This is a genomic window from Streptomyces albidochromogenes (assembly GCF_005981925.1).
Lineage (GTDB): Bacteria > Actinomycetota > Actinomycetes > Streptomycetales > Streptomycetaceae > Streptomyces > Streptomyces albidochromogenes.
Genome location: NZ_VBVX01000193.1, coordinates 1 through 12,871 on the forward strand (window position 1 = coordinate 1; position 12,871 = coordinate 12,871).

A 12,871-nucleotide genomic window follows, 5' to 3' on the forward strand; every position below is an offset into this window, starting at 1 on the left:
GCCGAGTGGCAGATGCTGCTGCTGCGCTGCCCGTCCCGGAGCTTCACCATCGTGGGAGACCGCGCCCAGGCCAGGCACGGATTCACCGAGTCGTGGCGCGAACGGCTGGAGCGGGCCGGGCTCGACCAGAAAGCAGGGCACCACTGTGCAGCTTCACACCCGTACCTGGGGCGAGGGCGACCGCCTCGCCCTCCTGATCCACGGCATCATGGCCGACCACCGCACCTGGCGGCGCGTCGGCCCCGCGCTGGCCGCGAGGGGCTACCGGGTCATCGCCGTCGACCTGCGCGGACACGGCGCCAGCGGCCGGGGCGCGTACACGCCGGAGATCTTCGCCGACGACGTCGTCGAGACGCTCCCGCCCGGGGCCGACCTCGCCATCGGCCACTCGCTCGGCGGCCTCACCCTCTCGCTCGCCGTCGACCGCCTGCGGCCGCGCCGGGCGGTCTTCTCCGACCCCGCGTGGCACCTCGCCACGGCCGAGGACTTCGGTCCCGCGGTGTTCGCCGAGTTCAAGGGCGCTTCCCGGGAGCGGATAGCGGCCATGAACCCGCGCTGGGAGGCGGCGGACGTCGACATCGAGCTGGAGACCCTGCGGGCCTGGGACGAGGCGTCGGCCTTCGGCCTGGCCGCGCTGTCCGGTGTCGATCTGCTGCCCGCCGGGCCCGTCGTGCCGTCCCTGGTGCAGCTCGCCGACCCGAGCTTCCTCGTCGACGCGGCGAAGGCGGCCGTGCTGGAGGAGCGCGGTTTCGAAGTCCGCACGGTCGAGGGAGCGGGCCACACCATCCACCGTGACGACTTCGAAGGGTTCATGACGTCGCTGGAGGGCTGGATCTGACCGCCGCGCGCGGGTACGGGCCGGACTCCCCCGGGCGGGCGGCCGGCCCGTACCGCGCGGCTGTTCAGCCCTTGGCCAGCACGGGCCACAGGTCCGGGTCCTCGAAGTTCAGCGCCCACAGGGCCGTGTGGGTGACGCCGTACTTGCGCAGCGCCGGCAGGTGCTCGGCGACGCCCCGCGCGTCCTGGTACCAGACCTCGCGCCGCTGGTCGCCGTCCAGGTAGCCGAAGTGCGGTGTCCGGGACTCCGGGTCGAGGGTGTAGGGCGCGCCCTCGGCGGCGCGCAGCGCCTCCGCCTCCTTCCAGGTGACGTGCTTCGCCCGGGAGGAGCCGTCGGCGGGCCAGTCCCAGCCGTACGCGGGGAGCCCGACCTCCAGCTTGGCGGCCGGTACCTCAGCGGTGGCGACGCGCAGGATCTCGTCGTACCACTGCGGTGTGGACAGCGGGCCCGGCTTGCCGCCCTTCCAGTGGTAGTCGTACGCCATGAGGCGCATCCGGTCGGCGGCGCGCCCGAGGGCCGCGTAGTCCCAGATCCGGCCGGTGGACGCCGTCTTGGGCGACACGGTGACGACACACTGCTTGCTCATCGCACGCAGGCCGCGGCACAGCTCCGCGACCAGCTCGGCGTATCCGGCGCGCACCCGCTCGTACGTGGCGTCGCCGGTCGAGGCGATGGACTCGTAGTCGAGGTCGAGCCCGTCGTAGTCGCGGCTGCGGGCGAGTTCGAGGAGGGTCCTGACGTGAGTGGCGCGCCGGGTGGGGCTGGTGAGGATCGAGGCGAGTACGCCGGGCTTCAACGTCTCGTTCACGGTCGGCACGACCTTGACGCCGGCGGCGCGCAGCCCGTCGACGACGCGCCGCTCGTCCGCGCCCGGGTGGCCGTCGACGCGCCCCGCCGAGACGGCGTGGTACCAGAACGGGCTGACGGTGTGCAGCTGGTCCGCGTGGCTGAGGGCGTCGCGGTACGCCCCGTCCTGGTCCCAGTAGGGAAGCCAGGCGGAGACGGTCCGGGGCGCGGGAGCGACGGCCGGCCCGGGGCGCGGTGGGGCGGCATGCGGGGACGGGTCCGCCGCGCCGACGAAGGCGGCGGCGACGAGGGCGATCAGGATGCGGGGGGCCATGGACCGAGCCTGGGGTCCGGTCCCGGGGCCCGCTCCGCGGACTGGGCCGTCCAGGCCCTAACCTCACCCGGGTGACGACATCTTCCGACGACCTCGCCGAGCTGCCCGGCCGGCGCGGCCCCGCCGCGACCACCGAGGCCGACCCCCGTACGACCGGTCCGGTGCGGACCTCGTACGCGCCGGACCGCGACGGTGATCCCGACCCGGGCGAGATCGTGTGGACGTGGGTGCCGTACGAGGAGAACGACGGCCGGGGCAAGGACCGGCCGGTGCTCGTGGTCGCCCGGGAGGCGGCCGGGACCCTGCTGGCCGTACGGCTGTCCAGCAAGCCCCACGGCCACGACCGCGAGTGGGCGGCGATCGGTGCCGGGCCGTGGGACGCGCGGGGGCGCGAGTCCTGGGTCGACCTCGACCGGGTCCTGCGCGTGCACGAGGACGGGATGCGCCGGGAGGCGTGCGCCCTGGACCGGCCGCGCTTCGACCGGGTCGTACGGCGCCTGCGGGAGCGCTACGGCTGGAGCTGACCGGCGTTGGCGGCCCCGGCGTGCGGGGCCGCCCCGGGCCCCGCGGTGGCCGGCGTCCGGTCCGCGAAGACCGTCCGGAACGCGCCCAGCACCGTCGCCGCGCGCGTGCGGTCCAGCACCCCGAAGACCACCTCGTCGAAGTGGCGGGAGAAACGGCCCGCGCCGGTGAGGTGGGCGTGGAACGCGCCTGCCACCGCGACGGGGTCGTTCATGAACACGCCGCACCCCCAGGCGCCCAGCACCAGCCGCCGGTAGCCGCAGGCCGCCGCCGTCTCCAGGACCCGCTCCGCCCGGGACGCGAGCGCCGCCGCGATGAGGTGCTCCCGCTCGGGCTCCCGGCCGCGGATCACTCCCGCGTTGGGCGCGGGCGAGGTCAGGAACCCCACGGTGTACGGCGTGGCGAGCAGCGCGCCGCGGTCGTCGCGGAAGACCGGGACGCCGGGCGAGTGAATGACCCGGTCGGTGTAGAAGGGGCTGCGGTCCGCCCGGTGGTGGGCGTAGAAGCCGGGGGCGCGCAGGAGTGTCGCGTACAGGGCGGACGCGCGGCACAGCGCCTCCTCCTGCGCCTGTGCGCCGTTCAGGTAGCCGCCGCCCGGGTTGCGCGCGGAGGCGAAATTGAGCACGGCGACCCCGCCGGGTCCCGCTCCGGTCAGCCGGCGCGCCGCCGCCAGGCTGCTCTCCCCCGTGACCTCGAAGGCCGTCGTACGGTCCGAGTCCGGCGTGACGGCGACGGGGTCGGGGCCGTACACCGTGGTCCCCGCGAGGGCGGCGGCCAGATCCTCGCCGATCGGCACGACGCGGCCGCCCGGGGCGGCGTACCGGCCCGCCCGGACGATCTCTTCGGTCTCTTTCGCGATTCCGCGCAGTCGTGCACTCACGGTGAGATCGTCGGCGACCGCCGGGGCCCGGCGCAACGGGGTTTTCGCGCCGACCGGACGCTCTTGTGCGATTCTGCGTCTGTGGCTTTAGCTGGGTGCGATGTCCGTCCCGCTCCGGGGCGGACTCCACACCGTCGCGGCAAGGAGGCACAGGCCATGTCAAGGGGCGACTTCGTACCAGAAGGCCCACCGGTCACGGAGGCCGGAGCCGAAGCATTACTGCACGGCATCTGTTTCAAGACGGGTCCACCGAGCATCGTCGGCGTCGAACTCGAATGGTTCGTCCATGAGCTGCACCTCCCCGAACTCCCCGTGGAACCCGCCCGCCTCGAAGCGGCTCTGACCGCTCTGCGGGCCCTGCCCCTGGCCTCGGCCCTCACCGTCGAGCCGGGTGGCCAGCTGGAACTCAGTTCCGCCCCGGCCCCGTCCCTGACCGAGTGCGTCGACTCCGTCTCCTCGGATCTCGACGCCGTACGCGCCGTTCTGCGCTCCCGGGACCTCGGCCTCACCGGCATCGGCACCGACCCCTGGCACCCTCCGAAGCGCCTTCTGCGTGAGCCGCGCTACGACGCGATGGAGGCGTACCTGGACCGGGCGGGCCCCGCCGGGCGGGCCATGATGTGCTCCTCGGCGTCCGTCCAGGTCTGCCTGGACGCGGGCCACGAGGAGCCGGGCCCGCTCGGCCACGGGCGGCGCTGGCTGCTCGCCCATCTGCTGGGCGCGGTGCTGTCGGCCGCGTTCGCCAACTCCCCCTTCCAGCACGGGCGGCGTACCGGGTGGCGGTCGACCCGGCAGGCACTGTGGACGGAGATCGAACCGGGCCGGTCCCTCGCCCCACCGCTCCACGCGGAGCCGCGCGGCGCCTGGACGGAGCGGGTGCTGGACGCCCCCGTCATGTGCGTGCGAGGCGGCCCCGGCCGGTCGTGGGACGTGCCCGACGGGCTGTCGTTCCGCTCCTGGATACGCTCCGGGGCGCCGCGCCCGCCGACCCGCGCCGACCTCGACTACCACCTGACCACGCTCTTTCCGCCGGTACGGCCGCGCGGCCATCTCGAACTGCGCATGATCGACGCGCAGCCGGGCGAGAACGGCTGGGTCGTTCCGCTCGCCGTGACCACCGCGCTGTTCGACGACCCCGCCGCCGCGGAGATCGCGTACCGGACGGTCAAGCCCCTCGCGGAGACGGCCGGTTCGCCGCCCGCGCCGCGCAATCCGCTGTGGATCAACGCCGCGCGGTACGGGCTGGCCGACGCCGAGCTGCGGGCGGCCGCCGAGGTCTGCTTCGACGCGGCGCTCGACGCGCTGCCCCGCCTGGGCGCGTCCACGGCCGTGCAGTGCGCCGTCGCCGCCTTCACCGAGCGGTACGTCGTGCAGGGGCGATGTCCCGCCGACGATCTGCTCGACCCCGCTCACGGGAAGGACATCCGCACATGAGCGACGCCCCGGGCGTCACGGACCCCGAATCCCTGCGGCGCCGCGCCGTCGACGCGCTGCTGCGGGCGCGCGAGCGCACCGCCGGACTCACCGACTGCGTGGACGACGGCGAACTCACCGCCCAGCACTCACCGTTGATGTCGCCGCTGGTCTGGGACCTGGCGCACATCGGCAACCAGGAGGAGCTGTGGCTCCTGCGGACGGTCGCCGGGCGTGACGCGATGCGCCCCGAGATCGACTCGGTCTACGACGCCTTCGAGCACCCGCGCGCGGAGCGCCCGTCGCTCCCGCTGCTCGCCCCCGCCGAGGCGCGGGTGTACGCCGCCGACGTACGCGGCCGGGCCCTCGACGTACTGGAACGCAGTCCCCTGCACGGGACGCGGCTGCTCGACGCGGCCTTCGCCTTCGGCATGGTCGCGCAGCACGAGCAGCAGCACGACGAGACCATGCTGATCACCCATCAGTTGCGGCGGGGCCCCGTCGCGCTCACCGCTCCCCCGCCGCCGCGTCCCACCGACCGGGACGCGGGCGCGGCGCGCGAAGTGCTGGTCCCCGGCGGGCCGTTCACCATGGGCACGTCCACCGAGCCGTGGGCCCTCGACAACGAGCGGCCCGCGCACCACCGTTTCGTCCCGGCGTTCTTCATCGACACGGTGCCGGTCAGCAACGGCGCGTACCTGGACTTCATGGCGGACGGCGGCTACGCCGACGCGCGCTGGTGGGCGCCCGAGGGCTGGGCGCAGATACGCAAGCACGATCTGAGCGCCCCGCTGTTCTGGCGCCGCGAGGGCGGCCAGTGGCTGCGCAGGCACTTCGGGGCGGTGGAGCCCGTGCCCGAGGACGAGCCGGTGCTGCACGTCAGCTGGTACGAGGCGGACGCGTACGCGCGGTGGGCCGGCCGGCGGCTGCCCACGGAGGCCGAGTGGGAGAAGGCCGCCCGGCACGATCCGGCGTCCGGGCGCTCGACGCGCTACCCGTGGGGCGACGCCGACCCGACCCCTGAGGTGGCCAATCTGGGCCAGCGGCATCTGCGGCCGGCGCCGGTGGGGGCGTACGCGGCCGGCGCTTCGCCGCTGGGCGTACGGCAGTTGATCGGTGACGTGTGGGAGTGGACGTCGAGCGACTTCCTGCCGTACCCGGGCTTCGCGGCGTTCCCGTACCGCGAGTACTCCGAGGTGTTCTTCGGCAGCGCACACAAGGTGCTGCGCGGTGGTTCGTTCGCGGTGGACCCGGTGGCCTGCCGGGGGACGTTCCGCAACTGGGACCTGCCGGTACGGCGGCAGATCTTCGCCGGGTTCCGCACGGCGCGCGACGCGCCGGACACCCGGCACGTCCCCGGTGCGGGGGTGTCCTGATGTGCCGTCACTTCGCCGCCCTGGGACCGCCGGTGCCCCTCGGCGAGCTCCTGGTGAAACCCGCGCACGGCCTCTACCGCCAGGCGTGGGCGCCGCGCCGCCAGCGGTACGGAACCGTCAACGCGGACGGGTTCGGCGTCGGCTGGTACGCAGAGGGCGACCCGGCGCCGGCCCGGTACCGGCGCTCGGGCCCGATGTGGGCCGACGCCTCCTTCGCCGACCTGGCCCGGGTCGTACGCTCGGGGGCCGTGCTCGCGGCGGTCCGCGACGCCACGGAGGCGAGCGCGGACGGGGAGGCCGCGGCGGCGCCGTTCGCCGCCGGGCGCTGGCTGTTCAGCCACAACGGCGCGCTCACGGGCTGGCCCCGGTCGGCCGCGACGCTCGCCGCCGCACTGCCCGCCGCCGAACTGCTGACCCTGGAGGCGCGCTGCGACTCGGCGCTGGTCTGGGCGCTCGTCCTGCACCGGCTGCGCGACGGCGACGAGCCGGGGCAGGCGCTGGCGGACACCGTCGTGGAGCTGGCGGAGGCCGCCCCCGGCTCCCGGCTGAACCTGCTGCTGACGGACGGCGAGACGGTCGCCGCGACCGCCTGGGGCGACACGCTCTGGTACTACGCGGAGCCCGGCCGCCGCACGCTGGTGGCCTCCGAGCCGTACGACGACGATCCGCACTGGCGCGAGGTCCCGGACCGCACCCTGCTCGCCGCCACCCGCACCGATGTCCTGCTGACCCCGCTCAAGGAGCCCACTGCGTGAGCCCGTTCCTGCTGACCCGCACCCTGCCCGAGGACGCGACGGACGCCGATCTGCGCGCCGACGTACTGCACGGACTGACCCGCACGCCGAAGGTGCTGCCGCCGAAGTGGTTCTACGACGCGCGCGGCAGCGAGCTGTTCGAGGAGATCACCCGGCTGCCGGAGTACTACCCGACGCGCGCGGAGCGGGAAATCCTGATCGCCCGCGCGCCCGGGATCGCGGCGGTGACGCGGGCGCGCACGCTGGTGGAGCTCGGCTCGGGTTCCTCGGAGAAGACCCGCCACCTGCTGGACGCGCTGCCCGCGCTGGAGAGCTACGTCCCGGTCGACGTCAGCGAGAGCGCGCTGACGGCCGCCGCGTCGTCGCTCCTCGACGAGCGGCCCGCCCTGTCCGTGCACGCGCTGATCGCGGACTTCACCCGCGGGCTGGCGCTGCCGGGCACGCCGGGGCCGCGCCTCGTCGCCTTCCTGGGCGGCACGATCGGCAATCTGCTGCCGGACGAGCGGGCGGTCTTCCTGAAGTCCGTGCGGTCGCTGCTGGCGCCGGGGGACGCGCTCCTCATGGGCACGGACCTGGTGAAGGACGAGGCGACGCTGGTGGCGGCGTACGACGACGCGCAGGGGGTGACCGCCGCGTTCAACAAGAACGTCCTGTCCGTCATCGACCGCGAGCTGGGCGCGGACTTCGATCCCGACGACTTCGAGCACGTCGCGGTGTGGGACCGGGAGCGCGAGTGGATCGAGATGCGGCTGCGGGCGCGGACGGCCCTGACCGTGAAGATCCCGGAGCTGGACATCGCGGTGTCCTTCGAAGCCGGTGAGGAGATCCGCACCGAGGTCTCGGCGAAGTTCCGTCAAGGCGGCGTGCGCCGTGAGCTCGGCGGGGCCGGTCTGGAACTGCGCGAGTGGTGGACCGACGGGGCGGGCCGTTTCGCCCTGTCGCTCGCGGTGGCGGTGTAGGGCGCGAACGGCGCCGCGGGCGGACGTGCCCTTGTCCGCCCCGTCGCGGAGCCCCGGCTTCGCGACGGGGCGGATAGGGGCGGCCTCATCGGGCACCCGCAGGGGTGTCAGAAGCCGAACGTGCGACCCGGCGTCCGCTGGGGCACGGTGGTAGAAGCGCGCGCCGGGACGACCCCCGCGCCGCAGGAGCAGAGGGAGCGCCGCATGTCCGACCACACGTACCGCGTCACCGAGATCGTCGGCACCTCGACCGAGGGTGTCGACCAGGCCATCCGCAACGGCATCGACCGCGCGTCCCAGACGCTGCGCGGCCTCGACTGGTTCGAGATGACACAGGTGCGCGGGCACATCGTCGACGGCCGGATCGAGCACTACCAGGTCGGACTCAAGGTCGGCTTCCGGCTCGAAGACGGCGCGTGACCGGCGCCGTCACGTACGGCCCTCGCGCTCCTGGGCGTCCTTGAGCGCGTCCGACGTGGCGGCCCATCGGGCGCGTACGACGGTGAAACCGGCCTGCTCCGCCGCCACGCAGACCAGCTCGTCGTCGTCCACGAGCATCCGCACCTCCCGGCCCCCCGCCGCCAGCCGTTTCAGGATCTCCAGCTTGGTGACGCGGGCGGGCCGCCGGTCGTGGTCGCGGCGCATCCAGATCCGGCCCTCGGGCAGGTCCTGCGCGGCGAGCCAGTCGACCGTGTCGCGCCGGCACCGCTCGGGACGGCCGGTGAGGTAGACGACCTCGCACTCGGCGGCGCTCTCCCGCGCCATGCGCACCCCCTCCGGCAGCGGCGGATCGTCGGGCGCCGCGCCGAAGAAGCCGGCCCAGTCGCGCGGCGTGCGCTCCAGGAAGCGCTGGCGGTGCGCGGTGTCGGCGAGGGTTCCGTCGAGGTCGAACACGGCCAGGGGCCGGCTGCTGTGCGTCGTACGGGGAGTCATTCCGGCACTTTAAAGCGTGTCGGGCCCGTTCGTCGGCGCCGGCCTCGCGTCCGTCGGCGCCGCCTCGCACCCCCGCCGGGGAAGGGGCGCGTCCCCGGCCGGGAATCCTCGCGCGGCTGAGGCGTTGAACCGGGTGTGAGCTCAGTGATCGCGCGGACCCGGTTCTCCGTCCTCGACCGTTCCCGTACGCGTGCGGGGTACGACGCCCCGCAGGCGCTGCGGGACACCGTGGACCTGGCGCGGCGGATCGAGGCGCTCGGTTACCACCGCTTCTGGGTGTCGGAGCACCACAGCGTGCCCGGAGTCGCCGGTTCCGCGCCGACCGTCCTCGCCGCCGCCGTCGCGGCGGCGACGTCCACGATCCGGGTGGGCACGGGCGGGGTGATGCTGCCGAACCATCAGCCGCTGGTGGTGGCCGAGCAGTTCGGCGTACTGGAGGCGCTCTTCCCGGGCCGGATCGACATGGGTCTCGGCCGTTCGGTGGGGTTCACGGACGGGATACGCCGGGCCCTGGGCCGGGACAAGAAGGACGCCGACGACTTCGGTGCGCGGCTCGGTGAGCTGCTGGGTTACTTCACCGGCGATCAGAGCGTCCATCCGCAGGTCCACGCCCACCCCGCCGAGGGGCTGCGGCCGCCCGCTTTCGTGCTGGCCACCGGCGCCGGGGCGCGGGTCGCCGCGGCGGCCGGGCTGCCGCTGGTGATCGCGGCGGCGCGCGGCGAGGACGAGATGCTGCGGGCGATCGACGGCTACCGGGAGGCGTTCCGCCCCTCCGCCTGGGGTGAGCGGCCGTACGTCGTGGTGTCGGGGACGGTCGCCGTGGCGGGCACCTCCGAGGAGGCGGGGCGGCTCCTGGTGCCGGAGGCCTGGGCGTCGGCGTACTCCCGGACGCACGGTTCGTTCCCGCCACTCGCGCCCGCCGACGAGATCCTGGCCCGCCCGATGACCGACCGCGAGCGCGGGCTGTTCGAGGACGCCCGGCGCGGACACGTCCACGGCACGCGCGACGAGGTCGCCGACGCCCTGGAGAAGGTGCTCGGGCGCAGCGGCGCCGACGAGTACCTGGTCGCGACCAGCACGTACGACCGCGGGGCGCTCCTGGACTCGTACCGCCGGCTGGCCCGGCTGGTGGGGCTCACGGGCACGGACGCCGCCTAGGATCGGACCGTTTGCCGCACCAGTCCCCCCGTACGGAGCCCCGCCGATGCACACCGACCACGACCCGTACGTGCGAGTGCGCGGCGCCGACGAGCACAACCTGCGCCACGTCGACGTGGACATCCCGCGTGACGCGCTGGTCGTCTTCACCGGCGTCTCCGGTTCGGGGAAGTCCTCGCTCGCCTTCGGCACCGTCTACGCCGAGGCCCAGCGCCGCTACTTCGAGTCCGTCGCGCCGTACGCCCGGCGCCTGATCCACCAGGTGGGCGCTCCGAAGGTCGCCGAGATCAGCGGGCTGCCGCCGGCCGTGTCGCTGGAGCAGCGCAGGTCCGCCCCGTCCTCGCGCTCGTCGGTCGGGACGGTGACCACCCTCTCCAACTCGCTGCGGATGCTGTTCTCCCGGGCGGGCGCCTATCCGCCGGGCGCCCCGCGCCTGGACTCGGACGCCTTCTCGCCGAACACGGCGGCGGGCGCCTGCCCCGAGTGCCACGGCCTCGGCCGCGTGCATCGCACGAGCGAGGAGCTGCTGGTGCCCGACCCGTCGCTCTCCATCCGTGAGGGCGCGATCGAGGCGTGGCCGGGCGCCTGGCAGGGCAAGAACCTGCGCGACGTGCTGGACGCCCTCGGGTACGACGTCGACCGGCCCTGGCGCGAGCTGGAGCGGCGGGACCGCGACTGGATCCTGTTCACCGACGAGCAGCCCGTCATCACCGTGCACCCGGTGCGCGACGCGGGGCGCATCCAACGCCCTTACCAGGGCACGTACATGAGCGCCCGGCGTTACGTCATGCACACCTTCGCGGACTCCAAGAGCCCGACCCTGCGGGCACGGGCCGAGCGTTTCCTGACCGCCGAGCCGTGCCCGGTGTGCCACGGCCGCAGGCTGCGTCCCGAGGCGCTGGCGGTCACGTTCGGCGGCCGTACGATCGCCGAGCTGGCCGGGCTGCCGCTGTCGGCCCTCGCGCGCGTGCTGGGCGACGGCGGGGCGGCCGGCGCCGGCGAGACGGCGCGCGTCCTGACGGGCGACCTGCTGGCGCGGATCGCGGTCGTCACCGAGCTGGGGCTCGGCTATCTGAGTCTCGACCGTACGACGCCGACGCTCTCCTCGGGCGAGCTCCAGCGCCTGCGGCTGGCGACGCAGCTGCGCTCGGGTCTCTTCGGTGTCGTGTACGTCCTGGACGAGCCGTCGGCGGGACTCCACCCGGCCGACACCGAGGCCCTGCTGGTCGTCCTCGGCCGGCTGAAGGCGGCGGGCAACTCGGTGTTCGTCGTGGAGCACCAGATGGACGTGGTGCGCAGCGCCGACTGGCTGGTCGACGTCGGACCGCTCGCGGGCGAGCACGGCGGCAGGGTGCTGCACAGCGGTCCGCCCGCCGGCCTGGCCGGGGTCGAGGAGTCGGCGACCCGCCGCTTCCTGTTCGACCGCGCGCCCGCGGCGCCGCGCGAGGTCCGCGTGCCGTCCGGCCTGCTGCGGCTGAACGGCGTCGAGCGGCACAACGTGCGGGGCGTGGACGCGCAGTTCCCGCTCGGGGTGTTCACGGCGGTGACGGGAGTGTCGGGCTCCGGGAAGTCGACCCTGGTCGGGCAGGTGCTCGCGGGCGTCCTGGCGGACCGGACGGGCGCGGACCCGGCCAGCGACGCGGGGCCGGAGGCCGACGCCGCACCCGCGTCCGGCGCGGGGGCGGGGTCCGGCTGTGCCTCGGCCGAGGGGACGGAGGCCGTGGACCGGCTGGTGCAGGTCGACCAGCGCCCGATCGGCCGTACGCCCCGCTCCAATCTGGCGACGTACACCGGTCTCTTCGACGTCGTGCGCAAGCTCTTCACCGGGACGGACGAGGCGCGCGCACGCGGGTACAAGGCGGGCCGGTTCTCGTTCAACGTGGCCGGCGGGCGGTGCGAGACGTGCCAGGGCGAGGGGTTCGTCTCGGTGGAGCTGCTGTTCCTGCCGAGTACGTACGCCCCGTGCCCGGACTGCCGGGGCGCGCGGTACAACCCGCGGACCCTGGAGGTCACCTACCGGGGGCTGAACATCGCCGAGGTGCTCGACCTGACCGTCGAGGCGGCCGCCGCCTTCTTCGCCGGTACGCCGGCGGCCGAGCGCAGTCTGCGGGCGCTGCTGGACGTGGGCCTGGGCTACCTGCGCCTGGGGCAGCCCGCGACGGAGCTGTCGGGCGGCGAGGCGCAGCGGATCAAGCTCGCGAGCGAGCTCCAGCGCACGCGGCGCGGTCACACGGTGTACCTGCTGGACGAGCCGACGACGGGGCTGCATCCGGCCGATGTCGAGGTGCTGACCCGGCAGTTGCACGGTCTGGTGGACCAGGGCCACACGGTGGTCGTCGTCGAGCACGACATGGCCGTGGCGGCGGGCGCCGACTGGGTGATCGACCTCGGCCCGGGCGGCGGCGACGAGGGCGGCACCGTCGTCGCGGCGGGACCGCCGTCCGAGGTGGCGCGAGCCCCGGGCAGCCGTACGGCGCCGTACCTGGCGCGGGAGCTCCGGCCGTCCTGAAACGCGGGGTCAGCGGCCCCGGGCGCGGCTGGTGCGGCGCAGTCCGATCAGCTCGGCCACGGACTCCAGCCAGCGGGCGGTGGTCTCGTCGCCGACGACCGGGCGGGCGACGGCTGCGGCGGACTCCAGCCAGGGGCGGACGAGGTCCGTGGCGGCCGGGTCCGGGAGCAGTTCGGGCAGCTGCGACGCGTACCGCACACCGCCGCTGCGCACGACCTCGGCGAGAAACGCCACGGATCGCGGCAGGACGCCGAGCCGGTCGAGGACGACCGCGGCCCCGATGGCGCCGTCACCGAAGAGGGCGGTGCGGTGCGGGCCTTCGGCGGGGATGCCGTAGCGCAGCATCCTGGCGGTGTCGAGGGCGGCGCAGTCGTCGTCGGTCTTGGGCGGGCGGGGCGTGGAGGGCAT

At 74.6% G+C, this 12,871-nt stretch carries 13 protein-coding genes; 9 read left to right on the forward strand and 4 right to left on the reverse strand.

The window, feature by feature from the left end:
• Nucleotides 1-145: 145 nt before the first annotated feature.
• Nucleotides 146-838, forward strand: coding sequence for an alpha/beta fold hydrolase (locus tag E2E34_RS22700; RefSeq protein WP_138903762.1), 693 nt, complete (start codon nucleotides 146-148; stop codon nucleotides 836-838).
• Nucleotides 839-902: 64 nt separating this feature from the next.
• Here the strand turns inward: E2E34_RS22700 and E2E34_RS22705 are convergent, their stop codons facing one another.
• Entirely contained in the window at nucleotides 903-1,958 is a 1,056-nt protein-coding gene (locus tag E2E34_RS22705; protein WP_138903763.1) for a glycosyl hydrolase family 18 protein, read from the reverse strand.
• Between the two features lie 71 nt (nucleotides 1,959-2,029).
• Between E2E34_RS22705 and E2E34_RS22710 the strand changes: the two genes are divergently transcribed.
• Entirely contained in the window at nucleotides 2,030-2,482 is a 453-nt protein-coding gene (locus E2E34_RS22710) for a type II toxin-antitoxin system PemK/MazF family toxin (RefSeq protein WP_138903764.1), read from the forward strand.
• On the opposite strand, the gene E2E34_RS22715 is transcribed toward E2E34_RS22710, so the two are convergent.
• Nucleotides 2,467-3,360 carry a TIGR02452 family protein gene (locus E2E34_RS22715; RefSeq protein WP_138903765.1) on the reverse strand — a complete coding sequence of 298 codons (894 nt, stop codon included), beginning with the start codon at nucleotides 3,358-3,360 and terminating at the stop codon, nucleotides 2,467-2,469. The genes E2E34_RS22710 and E2E34_RS22715 overlap by 16 nt on opposite strands.
• A 156-nt stretch (nucleotides 3,361-3,516) precedes the next feature.
• Between E2E34_RS22715 and egtA the strand changes: the two genes are divergently transcribed.
• The 5 genes from egtA (at nucleotide 3,517) to E2E34_RS22740 (ending at nucleotide 8,283) form a co-directional block, all read left to right on the forward strand.
• Complete coding sequence (gene egtA / locus E2E34_RS22720; RefSeq protein ID WP_138903766.1) at nucleotides 3,517-4,794, forward strand: ergothioneine biosynthesis glutamate--cysteine ligase EgtA; 1,278 nt, start codon at nucleotides 3,517-3,519, stop codon at nucleotides 4,792-4,794.
• Entirely contained in the window at nucleotides 4,791-6,149 is a 1,359-nt protein-coding gene (gene egtB, locus E2E34_RS22725) for an ergothioneine biosynthesis protein EgtB (RefSeq protein ID WP_138903767.1), read from the forward strand. The genes egtA and egtB overlap by 4 nt, the downstream gene beginning before the upstream one ends.
• Nucleotides 6,149-6,904: an ergothioneine biosynthesis protein EgtC gene (gene egtC / locus E2E34_RS22730; protein WP_138903768.1), complete on the forward strand. Its 756-nt coding sequence runs from the start codon at nucleotides 6,149-6,151 to the stop codon at nucleotides 6,902-6,904. The genes egtB and egtC overlap by 1 nt, the downstream gene beginning before the upstream one ends.
• On the forward strand, nucleotides 6,901-7,863 hold the full coding sequence (gene egtD, locus E2E34_RS22735) for an L-histidine N(alpha)-methyltransferase (RefSeq protein WP_138903769.1): 963 nt from the start codon (nucleotides 6,901-6,903) through the stop codon (nucleotides 7,861-7,863). Before egtC ends, egtD begins: the two co-directional genes overlap by 4 nt.
• Before the next feature lie 204 nt (nucleotides 7,864-8,067).
• Nucleotides 8,068-8,283: a dodecin gene (locus E2E34_RS22740; protein WP_138903770.1), complete on the forward strand. Its 216-nt coding sequence runs from the start codon at nucleotides 8,068-8,070 to the stop codon at nucleotides 8,281-8,283.
• A 9-nt stretch (nucleotides 8,284-8,292) separates the two neighbouring features.
• Here E2E34_RS22740 and E2E34_RS22745 read toward each other — a convergent pair whose 3' ends face one another.
• The gene (locus E2E34_RS22745) at nucleotides 8,293-8,796 is read right to left on the reverse strand and encodes a phosphatase domain-containing protein (protein ID WP_138903771.1); all 504 of its coding nucleotides are present in this window, start codon (nucleotides 8,794-8,796) and stop codon (nucleotides 8,293-8,295) included.
• A 135-nt stretch (nucleotides 8,797-8,931) separates the two neighbouring features.
• Between E2E34_RS22745 and E2E34_RS22750 the strand changes: the two genes are divergently transcribed.
• Complete coding sequence (locus tag E2E34_RS22750) at nucleotides 8,932-9,954, forward strand: MsnO8 family LLM class oxidoreductase (protein ID WP_138903772.1); 1,023 nt, start codon at nucleotides 8,932-8,934, stop codon at nucleotides 9,952-9,954.
• 46 nt (nucleotides 9,955-10,000) lie between these two features.
• A complete protein-coding gene (locus tag E2E34_RS22755) occupies nucleotides 10,001-12,463 on the forward strand; it encodes an excinuclease ABC subunit UvrA (RefSeq protein WP_138903773.1) in 2,463 nt (820 codons plus the stop codon).
• Between the two features lie 9 nt (nucleotides 12,464-12,472).
• Here the strand turns inward: E2E34_RS22755 and E2E34_RS22760 are convergent.
• The coding region (locus E2E34_RS22760) for a hypothetical protein (protein ID WP_138903774.1) at nucleotides 12,473-12,871 on the reverse strand (399 nt) is incomplete at its 5' end.